The 15,433-nt window shown below is 70.8% G+C and carries 12 protein-coding genes; 2 read left to right on the plus strand and 10 right to left on the minus strand.

All coding sequences use genetic code 11. The features are described 5' to 3' along the window. Positions 1 to 63: 63 nt before the first annotated feature. Positions 64 to 1,650 carry a glycoside hydrolase family 68 protein gene (locus EXE59_RS07050; protein WP_210428913.1) on the minus strand — a complete coding sequence of 529 codons (1,587 nt, stop codon included), beginning with the start codon at positions 1,648 to 1,650 and terminating at the stop codon, positions 64 to 66. Positions 1,651 to 1,914: 264 nt separating this feature from the next. Here EXE59_RS07050 and EXE59_RS07055 point away from each other — a divergent pair, with 264 nt between their 5' ends. Then, positions 1,915 to 3,393, plus strand: coding sequence for a glycoside hydrolase family 32 protein (locus EXE59_RS07055; protein WP_168218429.1), 1,479 nt, complete (start codon positions 1,915 to 1,917; stop codon positions 3,391 to 3,393). Here the strand turns inward: EXE59_RS07055 and EXE59_RS07060 are convergent. The 6 genes from EXE59_RS07060 to EXE59_RS07085 form a co-directional block, all read right to left on the minus strand. Beyond that, the gene (locus tag EXE59_RS07060; RefSeq protein WP_135838271.1) at positions 3,359 to 6,007 is read right to left on the minus strand and encodes a glycoside hydrolase family 32 protein; all 2,649 of its coding nucleotides are present in this window, start codon (positions 6,005 to 6,007) and stop codon (positions 3,359 to 3,361) included. The two genes, EXE59_RS07055 and EXE59_RS07060, sit on opposite strands and share 35 nt — an antisense overlap. Before the next feature lie 33 nt (positions 6,008 to 6,040). Continuing rightward, entirely contained in the window at positions 6,041 to 6,355 is a 315-nt protein-coding gene (locus EXE59_RS07065; RefSeq protein WP_135838272.1) for a putative quinol monooxygenase, read from the minus strand. A gap of 17 nt (positions 6,356 to 6,372) precedes the next feature. Continuing rightward, positions 6,373 to 7,311, minus strand: a complete 939-nt coding sequence (locus EXE59_RS07070) for a carbohydrate kinase family protein (protein ID WP_135838273.1) — start codon at positions 7,309 to 7,311, stop codon at positions 6,373 to 6,375. 69 nt (positions 7,312 to 7,380) lie between these two features. Further along, entirely contained in the window at positions 7,381 to 8,157 is a 777-nt protein-coding gene (locus tag EXE59_RS07075) for an ATP-binding cassette domain-containing protein (RefSeq protein ID WP_135838274.1), read from the minus strand. Continuing rightward, positions 8,154 to 9,209: an ABC transporter permease gene (locus EXE59_RS07080; RefSeq protein WP_135838275.1), complete on the minus strand. Its 1,056-nt coding sequence runs from the start codon at positions 9,207 to 9,209 to the stop codon at positions 8,154 to 8,156. Before EXE59_RS07080 ends, EXE59_RS07075 begins: the two co-directional genes overlap by 4 nt. Positions 9,210 to 9,253: 44 nt before the next feature. Continuing rightward, positions 9,254 to 10,339, minus strand: a complete 1,086-nt coding sequence (locus tag EXE59_RS07085) for a substrate-binding domain-containing protein (RefSeq protein WP_210428914.1) — start codon at positions 10,337 to 10,339, stop codon at positions 9,254 to 9,256. A gap of 304 nt (positions 10,340 to 10,643) precedes the next feature. On the opposite strand from EXE59_RS07085, the gene EXE59_RS07090 reads away from it, so the two are divergent. Then, positions 10,644 to 11,648: a LacI family DNA-binding transcriptional regulator gene (locus EXE59_RS07090; RefSeq protein ID WP_246056583.1), complete on the plus strand. Its 1,005-nt coding sequence runs from the start codon at positions 10,644 to 10,646 to the stop codon at positions 11,646 to 11,648. 100 nt (positions 11,649 to 11,748) lie between these two features. On the opposite strand, the gene EXE59_RS07095 is transcribed toward EXE59_RS07090, so the two are convergent. From EXE59_RS07095 to EXE59_RS07105, 3 genes are all read right to left on the minus strand, one after another. Next, positions 11,749 to 13,662: a glycosyl hydrolase family 28-related protein gene (locus EXE59_RS07095; protein WP_135838278.1), complete on the minus strand. Its 1,914-nt coding sequence runs from the start codon at positions 13,660 to 13,662 to the stop codon at positions 11,749 to 11,751. 90 nt (positions 13,663 to 13,752) lie between these two features. After that, complete coding sequence (locus EXE59_RS07100; RefSeq protein WP_135838279.1) at positions 13,753 to 14,280, minus strand: type 1 glutamine amidotransferase domain-containing protein; 528 nt, start codon at positions 14,278 to 14,280, stop codon at positions 13,753 to 13,755. A 142-nt stretch (positions 14,281 to 14,422) separates the two neighbouring features. Next, the gene (locus tag EXE59_RS07105; RefSeq protein WP_135838280.1) at positions 14,423 to 15,376 is read right to left on the minus strand and encodes a type IV toxin-antitoxin system AbiEi family antitoxin domain-containing protein; all 954 of its coding nucleotides are present in this window, start codon (positions 15,374 to 15,376) and stop codon (positions 14,423 to 14,425) included. Positions 15,377 to 15,433 lie beyond the last annotated feature (57 nt).

Below are 15,433 nucleotides of genomic sequence, written 5' to 3' on the forward strand. Positions count from 1 at the left end.
TCCGCCACGGAGCGGGGCAGCTCCCGTCCGAGGAGCTGCCCCGCCCCGTGCCAGAGCCCCTGCTCAGGGAATGAAGGTGCCGGGGTTGGCGTGCCGGTTGGCCGGGATGTCGGCATAGCCGCCCAGCCCGCCGTCGCCGTAGCTGCGGTCCACGGTGATGGTCTCGCCGCTGATGTCCAGCCTGATCGTCGGACCGAGGGTGCCACCGCGTCGGAAGCTGTCCTTGGTGCCGACGGTGTCGATGAACGACTGCACCAGGCCGCCGGGCATCACGTAGTGCGAGTAGGCCTGGAACGTCCCCGGGTGCTGGTTGTAGTCGGGGTCGAACGGGAACCCGGTGGCGTAGTTGAGGTTGGTCGGGTTGCCGACGGCCAGTCCGGACCCGCGGTTGACGGGCTGGTAGTCGCTGCGGATGCCGTTGCCGACGAAGGCGTACACGCCCTCGGGGCCGTCGATCCCTTCGGCGAACGTCGACCTGTGACTGATCGTGAACAGGTAGTACTTGCCGTCCTTCATGTAGATCTGCGGCCGTTCCGTCTGGTCCGTGACGCAGTTGGCCGAGAGGATCGGCGGCAGGAACCTCCAGCTCGAGAGGTCGTCGTTGGTGGCGACGGCGAGTCCGACGTTGGCCATCTGGAGCCGGGCGTCGCTGCTGCGCACGGTCTCGAGGTCCTCGGCGTGCGGGTCCCCGGGGCGGTAGCCCAGGTCCTCCTCGGTGCACGCCGGGGTGCCGCGCACCGTGGCGGTGTTCCCCTCGAAGACCATGTAGGTCTTCCCCGGGTGGGCGGGGTCCTTGAAGGTGAAGGGGTCGCGGAAGTTGTAGTAGGGGTTCTGCTCGCCGTTCTGGTACCACTTGCCGTCGGGCTTGAGCAGCTCGTGGTGGATCTCGAAGCCGGTGAACCGCACGCCGTTGGCGTCGGCCTTCAGCTTGCCGGGGGTCATCATGATGCGCGCGTCGGCCGGCTTGACGTCCTCGCCCTGCGCATTGCGGTAGAACGCGACCGCCGTGTAGAAGACCTTGACGTTGCCGCCCTTGAAGATCCGGGTCGAGCCGGACCACTCCGTCTGGTGGCTGAAGGACTGGTCCTCGAAGACCTCGCCCGAGACACCCTCGGGGAACACGAGTCCGCCATAGGTCCAGCCGCCGTTCTCGGGGCGCTGGTCGGCGGGGATGCCGGCCTTCCGGAAGAAGTAGCCGAGCTTGGCGTAGGTGTGCCGGTCGTCGAAGCCGAGGTTGCGGTCGGCGACGAGGGAGAAGATGACCTCCCAGCCCTTGAAGCTGTACTGGTCCGCGGCCGAGTCGGTGAGCGGCCAGGAGTCCCACACCCACACGCGTCCGCCGCTCATGTCGGGGAAGCTGATGGGCACCGTGGGGGCGGTGTACTCCTCCGGCATGGAGTTCTCCCGCGGGCCGGCGGCGGGGTCAGACATCGCCTTGAGCTGGCGGGCGTCTGCCCGTGTCCACCGGGACGTGAAGTCCGAGTCCGGCGGGTGTGCCTCCTGGCTGTGCACGGTCGGCTCGGGAAAGCCTTCCACGGCACGCGGGGCGTTGTCGGTCGTCTGCGGTTGTGCTCCCGCGGCGGTGCCGGTGAGCACCAGGCCGAGGAGGCCCAAGGAGGCGAGCCCCCGGCGCAGCTGTGTCATGAACATTGAGTTGTCCCTCCGAGAAGTCCCCGCGCTCGTGTGGGTCCACGTCAGCGCGACGGACGGCCTATCCCCAGGCAGGCTCCACGCTAGACGCCATGCCCCGACCTGTGAAGGCTTTGGCAACCCCCATCTAAATCGATATAGTCGACGTCGGGAGGCCATCGCTTCCCCCAGGCCCTTGGCCTTCCACCCGCTGCGGGTGTCTGCTCGGGAAGACACGTGGATGCCCGCAGCGCGGGTCGCTCTCGGGAGGAGCCCATGCCACAGATGCCCGCAGTACGGCGGCGCGCGGTGCTGGCCGCCGGCGGGGCCGTGTCGCTCGCGGCCTGCACCGCGAGCAACGAGCGACCTCCCGGCGGCGACCTCCCGGTCACGCGACGACCCGCGTACCACCTGACGCCACCGGCCCACTGGATGAACGACCCCCAACGTCCCCTCTTCAGGGACGGCCAGTGGCATCTCTACTACCTCTACAACGCGGACTTCCCGCACGGCAACGGCACGGCATGGGCGCGGGCGGTCAGCGTCGACATGGTCACCTGGCGACCCGCGGGCGTGGCGATCCCCAAGTACGTCGACGCGTGGGGCGACATCGAGAGCGGCAGTGCCGTGGTCGACGAGCAGGGGACCGCCGGGTTCGGTGCCGGCGCGGTGGTCGCCCTCGCGACGCAGCAGGTCGACGGCGTGCAGCGCCAGTCCCTGTTCGTGTCCCGCGACGGAGGCCGGACCTTCGACCCGGCGCCCGGCAACCCCGTCCTCGGCAACCCCGGGACGGCGGACTTCCGCGACCCGAAGGTGGTCTACGACGCCGTGGGCGAACGATGGGTGATGGTGCTCGCCGAGGGCCAGCGCCTGGGCTTCTACGCCTCGACGGACCTGCGGGAGTGGACCTATCTCTCGGACTTCACCACCAGCGACCTCGGCCTGCTCGAGTGTCCTGACCTGTTCGAGATGTCGCTCGACGCGGATCCGGACAGTCGCGTCTGGGTGCTGCTGGCGTCCGCCAACGGGGCGGCGGAGGGCCGTACGACCGGCACGGTCTACTGGACGGGCACCTGGGCCGCCGACACCTTCGTCGCCGACGACCACCCGCACCGGTGGCTGGACGCCGGTCCCGACCTCTATGCGACGGTCACGTGGTCCGACCCCCGTGACCCGGAGGACGCCCAGCGCGCCCGCAGGTATGCGTTGGGATGGCTCAACGGGTGGGCCTACGCCGCGGAGCGGTCGGGCACCGAGTGGCAAGGTGGATCGCAGTCGGTCGTGCGTGAGATCGAGCTGGTGAGCCACCTGGCCGACGCCCCGGTGCTCGCCTCGCGGCCGCTGTCCGCGCTCAGCGACCTGATGACCGGTCCGGCCCTGAGCGATCCCACCCGGCCCGGTACGGCGTCCTTCCACGTCGAGGTGGACCTCGAGGGCGCCACCGCCCCGGTCGAGCTGACGCTCCGCGGGGACGCGGCGGCGCTCGTCGTCCGCGCCGATCCCGGCACGAGGGAGATCGGTGTGCACCGGGTCGGCGTGCGGGTCCCTCACGACGAGGCGTGGGAGCTCGAGCACGTCTCCCGCGTCCCCGATGGAGGTTCGATGTCGAGATGGGGGGTGTGGGTGGACGCGGGCTCCGTCGAGATCTTCCTGGAGGACGGTTCACTCTCGTTCTCCACCGCCGTCGACCTCGGCGACCCGGCGTCCCTCACCGTCGAGCATGCCGGTGTCACGGCCGCCACGGTGCGTTCCCTCTCGTCCTGACGGGAGCCCACATCGCGGGGGCGAGCGGGGTCACGGTCAGGCTCGTGAGCTCCGCCCGCCCGTCAGTGGCCCAGACGCCGATGGAGCTGGCGCCTGCCTCGGGGAACACCTGGTCGGTGATGGTGGTCAGTCCGTCCTTGCTGAAGACCTCGACAGACGCCCGGTCGAGGTAGACCGTGAACGACACCTTGCCGTCCCGTGCCGTGAGTGGGGCGCGATCCCTCGACGGGAAGGCCGGGTGGAAGGTGACGTTCCCCGATTCCGTCCGGTCCACCACCAGCTCCTGTCGGCGTGCGTCGTAGCCGATGCGTGTCGCGCTGGTGGCACCACCGAGGACGGAGATCCCAGCGGCCGACGCCGACCCGACGTCGATGACGGCGTCGAGCTGGACCACGTTCCCCGACACCGGGAGGGTTGCCGCTCCTTGCTCGATCGTCACGTCCCTGAGCCTGGTGGCGGCCCTCCGGCGCCGCAGGCTCGCGATCTGGGGGACCACCTCCTGGTGCAGGCGTGGCCCCTCGGGCGTGGTGACGAGCCGTACCTCTCGCGGCAGTGACATGGAGCTGCGCCAGGTGCTGGTGGGGATGTCGTTGGCGTAGTCCCAGTTGTTCATCCAGCCGACCATCACCCGCTCGTCGTCCCCCGCGCCGCTGAAGGTCACGGCCGCGTAGTAGTCGCGTCCCCAGTCGAGCCACTCGTACGCGCTCAGCCGCGTGCGTGCGGGCTCGTCTGCGAGCCGCAGCTCGTCGGCCAGGACGTGCCCCCACCCGAAGCGGTTGTTGTCGACGACCTGGACACGCGCCTGCTTCCCGTCCAGGTCGGAGACGTCCCAGCTGTGCCAGTCCAGGGTCTCGCTGTTGGCTCCCGTGGCGGTGCGGACGACCTCTCCGTCGACGAGGAGGTTCACGCTGGTCTCGTCGCTGCGCACCCGCGCCGGCTCCGGGCCCAGCACGACGTGGTCGAAGGTCAGGTGACCCCACCCGCCGGTGGCCCGGTCGACGATCCGGACCCGGGCGGTGCTGCCCCTGAGGGCCGACACGTCCCAGCTGGACCAGTTGAGCGCCCCGGCCTCCGCGCCGGTGGCCGACCGGAGGACCTCCCCGTCGACGACGAGCTCGGCCTGCAGGGATCCGTCGGTGCGCTTGCCGCCGCCGATGAGGAAGCTCACGTGGTCGTCGTCGATGACGAAGGCGGGTGAGGTCAGGGTGCCCGTGTTGTCGTCCCCGCGCGGCCCGCCCTCGAAGGTGTTGACCCGCTTCGACCCGAGGTAGTAGTCGCCACCCTGGGTGGAGGGGTTGCGGGCCGGCTCGAAGTCACCGGTGAGCTCCCAGCCCCGGTCGGCCATCGTCACGCCGTCGGGGTACTCGAACCCGTCGAACAGCAGCTCGCCTGCCGGCGGCTCGTTGCCCAGCTGTCCGCCGGGGACGTGGGGGTGCCGGCCGCCGCCGACCAGGAAGTTGACGAAGTCCTTGTCGATCGTGAACTCGGGTGACGTGAGGGTGCCGACCGGCCAGTCCCCGTCGTGGAAGCCGTTGACCAGTCCCGAGCCCCGGAACCCGGTGACGGGGTGCTGGCCGGGCAGGGTGCCGGCGGCCGGCGCGGGCCCGAAGGGTCCGTCGCGCCAGTTGCCCGGCTCGTTGGCGACCTGCCACTGGCCCCAGCTTCCCCCGTCGAAGCCCTCGAGGACGGTGCCGGCGGGGGTGGGCTCCTCGGTGACGGTCGACTCGGAGGTGAACGTGGTGCCGTCGAAGTCACCGACGAAGTACTGCCCGCCGCTGCCGCCGGCCACGGAGCCGGGGTTGAGGTTGACGACCATGACCCACTTGACGTCGTCGCGATCGCCGTCCACGGATAGCGGGAACAGGTCCGGGCACTCCCAGATCCCGCCGGTGGCGTTGGCCGGCCCGAAGTCGCTCAGGTGCGTCCAGTCGATGAGGTCGTCGCTCCGGTAGAGCACGACCTTGTGGTCGGGGGCCTCCACCGCCACCATCACCCAGTAGGCGCCGGCGGGGCCGTCGTACCAGAAGACCTTGGGGTCGCGGAAGTTCCTCGAGCCACGGTCGAGCACCGGGTTGCCGGCGTACTTCGTCCAGGTCTGCCCGTCGTCGAGGCTGTACGCCAGGGACTGCGCCTGCCGTCCCGCCATCGTGGGGTGGTCGGGCGTGTAGGAGCTGGTGTACAGCGCGACCAGCGGGGGGTCGTCCGCGGTGCCGAGGCCGGAGGAGTTCATGGGATCCGAGACCACCGACCCGGAGAAGATGTCCTCGACGGCGCGGCCCTGGTCGTCGAACGTCTGCGGGATGGCCAGCGGCTGCTCGTCCCAGTGCAGCAGGTCGGGCGAGGTGGCATGTCCCCAGCTCATGTTTCCCCACCGGGTGCCGGAGGGGTTGTGCTGGAAGAAGAGGTGGTACGTGCCCTTGTGGAGCACCATCCCGTTCGGGTCGTTCATCCAGTTCTTCTCGGGCGTGAAGTGCAGCAGCGGCCGGTACTGCTGGTCCGCCGGCTCCACGGCCGCCTCGACGGAGGGGGTCGCGGTGGCGGGCACGAGCGGCAGGGTCACGCCGACGGCGAGCGCGGCGGCCGCCAGGGTCTTGCGAGTGGGGAGATGACGCATCGTTCTTCCTTGCTGTGGAAGGGGGGGACGAGCTCAGACGACCGTCGCCGGCGCCGTGGGGTGCAGGAAGGACAGCTGTGAGCCGTCCTCGACGATGAGGTCGCCGAGAGCGGCGTTGAAGACGGCGCCGTACGGCGCGGACAGGTGGGCCTCGAACGCCGACGGGTCTGCGTACCGCTCGAGCACGAAGAACCGGCACGGGTCCTCGGCGCGCTGGTAGACGGTGAACTCCAGGTTGCCCGGCTCCTGGCGGACGTCGTCGGCGAGGCCGGTGATGAGGCGCTCGACCTCGGCGAGCTGCTCGGTCCGGGCAGTGAACTCGGCGTACAGGACGACAGGATCGGACACGAGCGCTCCTCGAGGAATCAGGCGGGGGTGGGATGGGGACAGGCCGGGTCGAGGTCCTCCGCCCAGGGCGGGTCGGCGCCTTGGGCGGCCACGGTGGCGGCCGCGACCCGGCTCGCGCTCGTGGCCAGCGCGCGGAGGGTCGCGTCGTCGAGCAGGTCGAGGAAGCGTCCCGTCCCGCGATCGGCGAAGAGCCCGTGGATCAGGGCGCCCATCCAGGCGTCTCCTGCGCCGACGGTGTCGACGACCGTCGTCGGCGGCGCGGGCACGTCCACCCGTGCGGTCGAGGTGAAGAGCGAGGACCCTGCTGCCCCCTGGGTCAGGGCCACGAGGCGCGGCCCACGCTCCAGGACGAGGGCGGCGAGGGCCTCGGGAGCCAGGTCGGGGTAGAGCCACGCGGCGTCCTCGTCGCTCAGCTTGAGCACGTCGACCGAGGGCAAGGTCACCTCGAGGTGCCTCACCGCTGCGTCGCGGTCGCCCACGAGGGCCGGCCGGACGTTGGGGTCGAGCGTGGTGACCACGCCGGACTCGTGGGCCGTCCGCAGCAGCTCGCCGACGTGGGCCGCCCCCGGGTGGGAGAAGAACGCGATGGACCCGGTATGGAGGATGCCGACGTCGCGGAGGTCTGGCGGATCCAGCGCCGGCCAGTCGATGTCGAACTCGTACGTCGCGGCGCCGTCCACGCCGACCCGCGCGACCGCGCTGGACGTACGGGAGAGGACCGGACCCCGACGGAGGTCGACACGGGATCCGGCGAGGTGGTCGCGCAGGGCGGCCCCGCGGTCGTCGTCCCCGAGGGCGGTGAGGATGGACACGGGTGTGCCCAGCCGGCCCAACGTCACGGCGACGTTGAGCGGGGAACCCCCCGGCGCGTCCACGGGAGGCGCGGTGGGGGTGGCGAGCACGTCGACAAGGCTCTCCCCGACGACGAGGACATGGCACTGCTGACTCTTCAGCATGGAGGCTCCAGGGCAGGTTGGGTCGCCCCGCGGACGCCGCTCGGCGCCCGCGGGGCGGACTGTGGCAGGTCAGGTGCTGAGCGAGAGGGCGCCGGTCATGATCGCGACGCCGTCCGTCATGGAGTGGGTCTCCGGGCTGATGACGCCCGCGCACCTGCCGAGTCGCTGCACGTGGATGCGGTCGGCGACCTCCCACACGTGCGGCATGTTGTGGCTGATCAGGATCACGCCCAGACCGCGCTCGCGCAGCGACTCCACGAGACGCAGCACCTGGGCCGACTCCTTGACGCCGAGAGCGGCGGTGGGCTCGTCGAGGACGACGACCTTGCCACCGAACGCCGCGGCCCGCGCCACCGCCACGGCCTGGCGCTGGCCCCCGGAGAGGGACTCCACGGCGACCGACATGTTCTGCACCGTCGAGATGCCCAGGTCACTCACCGACTGCTGGGCCCGATCGCGCATCCCCTTCTTGTCGAGCATCCGGAACACGCTCCCGAGTGGGCCGGGGCGTCGTTCCTCCCGTGCCAGGTAGAGGTTGGAGGCGATGTCGAGGGCCGGCGCGACCGCGAGGGTCTGGTAGACGGTCTCGATGCCGGCGTCGCGCGCGTCCTGCGGCCGCTTGAAGGAGACCGGGCGCCCCTCCATCCTGATCTCGCCGGCGTCGGGGGTCAGGGCACCGGTGAGGGTCTTGATGAGGGTGGACTTGCCGGCACCGTTGTCCCCGATGACGGCGAGCACCTCACCGCGCCTCAGGTCGACGTCGACCCCGTCGAGGCCGATGACCCGACCGAAGGTCTTGACCAGCCCGCGGGCCGACAGGACCGTGGTGTCGTCGTGGATACTCATGCGCGTACCTTCCTGATCCACTGGTCCACGCTCACGGCGGCGACGACCAGGATGCCGACCGCCAGGAGGCGGTACTGGTCGTCGACCCCGGCCAGGGAGAGGCCGAGCGCGCATGCCTGGACGATGAGGGCACCCAGCAGGGTGCCGAGGACGCCGCCGCGGCCGCCGAAGAGGCTGGTGCCGCCGATGACGACCGCGGTGATGCTCTCGAGGTTGGCCTCGCCGATGGCGTTGGGTGAGGCTGCGCCGGCTCGTCCGATCAGGATCCAGGCCGCGATGCCGTAGACCACGCCAGCGACGACGTAGACGCTGAACAGGACGCGGGTGGTGCGGATGCCGGCCAGGCGGGCCGCCTCCGGGTCGTCGCCCACGGCGTACACGTGCCTGCCCCAGGCGGTCTGGCTGAGGGCGAACCCCACGACGAGGTAGAGCAGGATGCACAGCAGCACCCCGTTGGTGACCCGGAACTCGCCGATGGCGTGCGTGTCGCCGGTCCAGCTCAACAGGTCGGGCATCGCGATCTGCTGGATGCTCTGCCCGCCGGTGTAGAGGAGCGTGATGGCGGTGAAGACGCTGAGCGTGCCCAGGGTGACGATGAAGGGCGGCAGCTTCAACCGGGTGACCAGCGCGCCGTTCAGCGCACCGGCCAGGATGGCGACCGCGAGACCGAGCAGCAGTGCAGCCCCGCCGGGCAGCCCGTGCTCGCTGCCGTAGGTGGCCATCACCATCATGGCGAGGATCGCGGCGGCGCCGACCGAGAGGTCGATGCCGGCGGTCAGGATGATCAGCGTCTGCCCCACCGCCAGCGCAGCGACGACCGCGGTCTGCTGGACCATCAGCGAGACCGTCCCGGGCTCGGAGAACCGGGGGTTGAGCATGGTGAAGACCACGCAGGTGATGGCCAGGATGATGGCGGGGCTGGCGGCTGGGTGCGCGTGCAGCAGGTGCTGCACGCGCTGCAGCGGCCGTCGGCCCCGTTCGGCCAGCTCGGTCGCGGCCTGCCCGGCGGGAGCCCCGCTCGTGGCGAGGCTCCCGTCCTCGGTGACTGCCATGTCGTGCCTCTCGTCAGTGGTCTGCCCGGGGCTGCGGCTCACGCTCAGCCCCAGCAGATCTCGGACGCTGCGGCCGAGTCGATGCTCTCGACGCCGTCGGCAGGCGTGTCGGTCACGAGCTCCACGCCCGTGTCGTAGAAGTCCAGGCCCTCGGTGGTCTCGGGAGCCTCGCCGCCCTCGGCGATGGCGGCGATGGCCTCGACGCCCTTCTCCGCCATGACGAGCGGGTACTGCTGGGACGTCGCGTCGATGACGCCGTCGGTGACCGCGCCCACCCCCTGGCACCCTCCGTCCACCGAGACGATGAGGACGTCGTCGGTGGAGAGGCCTGCCGCCTCGAGGGCGGCGGCCGCACCGTAGGCGGCCGGCTCGTTGATGGTGTAGACGACGTTGATGCCGTCGGTCTTGCTGAGGCAGGTCTCCATCGCGGTGCGTCCGCCGTCCTCGGCTCCGTCGGTGGGCTCGTTGCAGACGATCTCGTAGTCGCCGCCGGAGTAGCTGCCGGTGGCCTCCTCGTCGCCGTTCTTCTCCGCGTCCGCGGTGTCGATGCCCATGCCGGTGAGGAAGCCCTGGTCGCGGTTGTAGTCGACCGAGACGACCTTGTCGTTGAACAGGTCGAGCAGCGCGATGGTGGCCTTCTCGCCGCCGAGCTGGGCGGCGGTCCACTCACCGATGAGCTCGCCGGCCCTGAAGTTGTCGGTCGCGAAGGTGATGTCGACGGTCTCCGCGGGGTCGGGCGGGGTGTCGAGGGCGATGACGTAGAGCCCGGCATCGCGGGCCTTCTCGATGGCGGGGTTCACACCGGGGCCGTTGGGGGTGATGAGGATGCCCTCCTGGCCCTGGGCCACAGCGTTCTCGATCGCCTGGATCTGCCCCTCCTCGTCGCCGTCCTCCTTGCCCGCGGCGACGGTCAGGTCGACGTCGTTGGCCGCCGCCGCCTTCTTCGCACCCTCCTGCATGGAGACGAAGAACGGGTTGATGGAGTCCTTGGTGATGAGGGTGACGGCGGTGCCGCCCCCTCCGCCGTCGGCGCTCGCGGCATCGCCGTCACCGCCGCAGGCGGTGAGCGCGGTGGCGAGGAGGCTGACGGCGGCAGCGGCGAGCGCGCTGCGGGGGATGGAGCGAGGCATGAGGTGCGGCATGAGGGTCCCTTCCAGGGGTGACGCCGGGCCCTCGACACGGCCCGACAACGTTGTCAGGCGACAGTTCTAGGTGTGATCGGCGCCACAGGTCAACCCCTACAGGCGAAAACTGGTCAGGGACGGCTCAGCCCTTGACATCGTTGTCAGTGACCACGCATCCTCACGCTGAGGCAGCCCCGACCGGGGGGCTTCTAGGCTGTGGCCTCACCCGGATGTGAGGACCACCACAATGACCACCGCGCCGCCCCGAGCCCGGGGGTACAGGGGCGCCCGCCGCCCCACGCTCAAGGACGTGGCGGCCCTCGCGGGGGTCAGCATGAAGACCGTCTCCCGCGTCGTCAACGGCGAGCCCGGCGTCGCGCCCGCCAAGGTCGAGTCGGTGGAGCGGGCTGTGCGTCAGCTCGACTACCGCCCCAACCTCACCGCCAGCAGCCTGCGGCGCCTCGACGGGCGCACCGCCGCCGTCGCCGCGCTGCTCGAGGACCTCGCCAACCCCTTCTCCGCCGAGCTCCACCGGGCGCTGGAGGACGTGGCGCACGAGCACGACGTCCTCCTGTTCGCCGGAAGCCTCGACGAGAGCCCCGAGCGCGAGAAGCGGCTCGTCCGCGCCTTCACCTCGCGGCGTGCGGATGCGCTGATCCTCGCTCCCGCCACCAGCGACCAGGGCTACCTCACCTACGAGGTGCCCGAGGGCACGCCGATCGTCTTCGTGGACCGCGCCCCATCGGGCTACGAGGCAGACGCGGTCGTGGCCGACAACGTCGACGGCGCCCGACGTGCCGTCACCCACTTGATCGGCCACGGCCATCGGCGGATCGCGTTCCTCGGCGATCGCACGGCCATCCAGACCGCGCGCGACCGCTTCGCGGGGTACCAGCAAGCACTGCACGCGCGCGGCGTCCCGTTCGACCCGGACCTGGTGGTGCACGGGCTCGAGGACGCCGGCCGCGCCGCGGCCGCCCTTCCGCGGCTCATGGAGCTGCGCGACCCGCCGAGTGCCCTGTTCGCCGCGCAGAACGAGATCACCGTCGGCGCCATCCGTCACCTGCAGGCCGCGGAGCTCCAGGACCGGGTCGCCATCGTCGGGTTCGACGACTTCCCCCTTGCTGACCTGCTGCGACCCGGGGTGACGGTCGTGGCCCAGGATCCCACCGCGATCGGCCGGGCAGCGGCCGAACGAGTCTTCGCCCGCCTTGCCGGCGACTCCACTCCCGCACGCACCGTCGTCATCCCGACGCGGCTGGTCGTTCGCGGCTCGGGGGAGATCCCGGCCCCGGCCGGTCCTCGTCGGCCCTGAGGCGAGCTCGCCGCCGAGCGTCCCGCCCTGCTGCTGGAGCAGGACGGGACGCTGCTGGGGCGCTGGCTCGTGGTGGAGTGGGGCCCCGGACTCGACTGGCTCAGGGAGCCGGGTAGTCCACGACGTAGCTCGGGATGCCGGGGGCGTTGCTGTCCACCCGCGCGCCCGTGTCGTTGACGACGTGCTCGATGCTGCCCGCCTCGAGGTTGACCGTCAGGACGTGGTGGAGGCGTACGCCGGCCCGTTCGGGCACCTCGAAGCCGCTCTCGGTGGTGATGGAGGGGTCGTTGCGGTTGAAGACGTAGACCCCGCCGCCGAAGAGCCGGTGGCGACGCACGTCGTCGGCGACCTTGTAGCCGGCCCAGCCGAGCGTGCCGTCGGGACGGGTCCAGTCGGCCTGCGAGGGCGGGTCGTAGGGGAGCTCGTTCTGGTAGAGCACGACCTCGCCATCCTCGCCGTTCCAGATGGTGTTGAACTCCTGGTAGTGCTCGACGAAGAGGCCGGTGGCGCGCACGCGGTCACCGTCGACGATGAGTCCGACGCGTCCGGTGTTGGTGTTCCAGCGATCGGTGTCGCCCACCGCGCCGGCCGTGAAGCCCTCGGTGCCGTGGTCGGCGCGCCAGACCCACGCGTGGTCGATGAGCACGTCGTCGGCGTCGATGCGCAGCGAGACGTCGGCCTTGCCGATGTGGGGGCCGCCCACGCGGAAGTAGACGTCGTTGAGCGTCGTGGTCGGCACCTCGCCCGCCGGGCGGCGGTCACCGGAGCGACCGGGACGTCCCTGGATGTGCATGAGGTTCGGTGAGAGCCGGGCGCCTGCGTCGACGGTGACACCCGCGACGACCACACCGGTCGCCTCGGGACGTACGACGAGGGGCGTCGCGCCGCCGACGGCCGTGAGGGTGGCGTGGCCGAGGCCCAGGACGACTGTGTCGTCGCGGCGGACGACCAGGCTGCGGTCGATGTCGTAGACGCCGGGAGTGAGCACCAGGTTCTTGCCGCGGGCCAGCGCTGTGGCGATCTCCTTGGCCGACTGGTCGGGAGTGGCGACGTGGAAGGTCGACAGCGGCAGGTCGGTTCCGGCGGTGGTGCTGCCGGCCCAGGTCGTGCCGCGCGAGTCGGTGCGCACGTCCGGCACGCGGACCCGCCACGTGCCGTCGTCACCGATGTGGAGGTAGGGCTTCTCCCGGCTCAGGGGGGTGCGGTCGAGCGTGGTGTAGGGCTCGGTGGGGAAGTTGGCCTCGGGCGGGGCGCCGATCGTGCCGGCGAAGACCTGGTTCCAGACGCCGTTGGACCACGACCCGACCTCGCTGTTGCGGGTGAGCCACTGCTGCTGCGAGCCGTTGATGATGGTGCCGGCACGCGAGTCGGCGAGGTAGCCGCCGCTGGCGTACTGAGGGCCCTCGGTGCAGTAGTCCATCAGGGAGAGGTTGCCGCCGCGGACGTCGACGCGGCGCAGCGAGGCCGCCTGCGAGGTCGCCCAGAAGTTCGCGGACGCGCGGCAGCCGTCCTGGCCGGTGCCGTTGACGTCGATGGTGAGGTTGGACAGCGAACGCCAGAAGTTGTTGAGGGCGACGCAGTAGGGCTGGATGGGCCCGTCGGTGAGGCAGCGGTTGTAGACCTCCACCTTGCCGTTGATCACGACGTCGGACGGGTCGGCGCCGAGGCCGGCGACCTCGGTGTAGTAGCCGACCTTGATCTGCAGCGGCTCGGCGGCTGTGCCATAGGTGCCCGGGCGGAACAGCAGCGACCAGCGCTCCTCCGACATCTCGGCGTCGACCTGCTGGCGCCAGATCTCGTCGGCGCGCTCGCGGATCTCGGAGGTCGACATCGTGGGGTCGACGACCACCACCCGCTCGCCGAGGTCCGGGGTCGACGGGGCGGACGTGGGTGCGGCGGTGCTCGGAGCGATGGTGGGAACGGCGAGCCCGACCACCGTCAGGGCGAGGGCCGTGAGGACGGCTCGCAGCGGCGTACGTCGGGGTCGACGCGGGTGCGGAGGAGCAGGGGGCATGGGGGGACCTTCCGAGTGTGAGAGCGCTTCCACTCAGCATGCCCCACCAGTGTGAGCACCGCCACACCCGGATTTCCGCCCTGAGACGAGCTAGCCGGCGAGGACCCCGAGGAGAGCCTTCGAGAAGGCCGGGATGTCGTCGGGGTTGCGGCTGGTGATGAGGTTGCCGTCGACGACGACCTCCTCGTCGACCCAGTCGCCGCCGCCGTTGCGGATGTCGGTCTGCAGGCTCGGCCAGCTGGCGACCCGCTTGCCGCGCACGCGGTCGGCCTCCACGAGGGTCCACGCCGCGTGGCAGATGGCGGCCACGGGCTTGCCGGAGTCGACGAAGTCGCGGATGAAGGCGACGGCCTCCTCGTCCATCCGCAGGGCGTCTGGGTTGGCGACCCCGCCGGGCAGGACCAGGGCGTCGTAGTCGGCGATGGCGACGTCGGCCACCCGTCGGTCGACGCGCTGGGTCGAGGACTTGTCGAGGTGGTTGAAGAGCTGGACCTCGCCCTCGTCGAGCGAGACCAGCTCGGCGGTGTGGCCGGCGTCGACGGCGGCCTGCCACGGCTGGGTGAGCTCGACCTCCTCGACGCCCTCGGAAGCTGTCAGGAATGCGATGCGCTTGGTCATGTCGACCACGCTCGCTCGCGCCCGGGGGCCGGACAACCCACGGAGGGGTGAACGGGTGGTGTCGGCAACCACCGGTGCACCGGTGGTTACCGCGCTTGCAGCCCGTTGCAGCGGCCCAGAAGGCGCAGGAAAGGACTGGAACCTAGGCGCCCAGGGGGCGGCGGGAGTCGAGCATCTTGCGTACGCGGCGCGCGAGGATCTCGGGGTTCGCGAGGTCCGCCCACGTCACTCGGATGCACACCCATCCCGTGAGCTGGCAGATGAGCTCCTCGCGCTTCTTCTCGCGCATCAGGAACTCGTCGAGGGTCTCGCCGTCGCGGCGGTACTTGATGTACTTCTCCTTGCCGTCGAACTCCACGAAGACACCGAAGTCCTCCCACAGGAAGTCGACGCGCCCGACCAGTCGACCGCGCTCGTCGTGCACCTTGACCTGCGGAGTCGGGCGAGGCAGGTGCTGGCGCCAGCAGAGGTAGTGGAACCGCGACTCGCCAGCCGACTCGAGCCGCATGTCGCACAGCCTCACCACCAGGTCAGTCGCCAGGCTGTGCGGCCAGTAGCGCGCGCTGCGCGCCCAGTCGGCGAACTCCTGCTCCGTGGTGGCGCCCGAGTGGAGCAGGCCGTTGACGACGACCAGGCTCCGCTCGACATCGGTGATCGTCGTGATCTCGACACAGGTGCGGGCCGCGACGGACACGGGAACTCCGTGCATCACGGTGACGTCCTTGGCGGGCAGGACGCCACCGTGCTGGATCCAGTCCTGGCGTCTGCGCCCCACCTTGCCGTCGCAGCGGGTGGTGTGGACGACGTCGAGCGGGAGGTCCCACACGGGCGCGCCCCACTCGATGGCAGCCGAGACGTGCGTGGCCGTCGTGCCCGCGTGAGCAGCGAGCATCACTCCGCGCGTGAGGAGTCGGTGCCGGTCGGCGCGGCCGAGCGAACGCCATGCCCCGCCGTCGACGTACTGGCCCCTGCGGATCCGGACGAGCGTGCCGGCGCGCACGAGTGACGTGATGTGTCGGTCGGACATGCCCACGTCTAGCAGGGTGGCGCGCGAGGACACCACGGGGAGCTCGGCGAGCTGTACAGGCTTCATCATGGCGGGATCGTTGCCGACGCCGGCGCGCTTCAACCCTGCCGAACGCCGCCTGTGGAG

It is taken from the genome of Nocardioides eburneiflavus (assembly GCF_004785795.1).
In the GTDB taxonomy this organism is placed as follows: Bacteria; Actinomycetota; Actinomycetes; order Propionibacteriales; family Nocardioidaceae; genus Nocardioides; species Nocardioides eburneiflavus.

Excerpts from the sequence above, each read along its gene's own strand:
- EXE59_RS07070 (WP_135838273.1), bottom strand. The coding sequence starts at position 7,311 with ATGCTGAAGAGTCAGCAGTGCCATGTCCTCGTCGTCGGGGAGAGCCTT.
- EXE59_RS07085 (WP_210428914.1), bottom strand. The coding sequence starts at position 10,339 with ATGCCTCGCTCCATCCCCCGCAGCGCGCTCGCCGCTGCCGCCGTCAGC.
- EXE59_RS07100 (WP_135838279.1), bottom strand. The coding sequence starts at position 14,280 with ATGACCAAGCGCATCGCATTCCTGACAGCTTCCGAGGGCGTCGAGGAG.
- EXE59_RS07080 (WP_135838275.1), bottom strand. The coding sequence starts at position 9,209 with ATGGCAGTCACCGAGGACGGGAGCCTCGCCACGAGCGGGGCTCCCGCC.
- EXE59_RS07060 (WP_135838271.1), bottom strand. The coding sequence starts at position 6,007 with ATGCGTCATCTCCCCACTCGCAAGACCCTGGCGGCCGCCGCGCTCGCC.
- EXE59_RS07050 (WP_210428913.1), bottom strand. The coding sequence starts at position 1,650 with ATGTTCATGACACAGCTGCGCCGGGGGCTCGCCTCCTTGGGCCTCCTC.
- EXE59_RS07105 (WP_135838280.1), bottom strand. The coding sequence starts at position 15,376 with ATGATGAAGCCTGTACAGCTCGCCGAGCTCCCCGTGGTGTCCTCGCGC.
- EXE59_RS07055 (WP_168218429.1), top strand. The coding sequence starts at position 1,915 with ATGCCCGCAGTACGGCGGCGCGCGGTGCTGGCCGCCGGCGGGGCCGTG.
- EXE59_RS07095 (WP_135838278.1), bottom strand. The coding sequence starts at position 13,662 with ATGCCCCCTGCTCCTCCGCACCCGCGTCGACCCCGACGTACGCCGCTG.
- EXE59_RS07075 (WP_135838274.1), bottom strand. The coding sequence starts at position 8,157 with ATGAGTATCCACGACGACACCACGGTCCTGTCGGCCCGCGGGCTGGTC.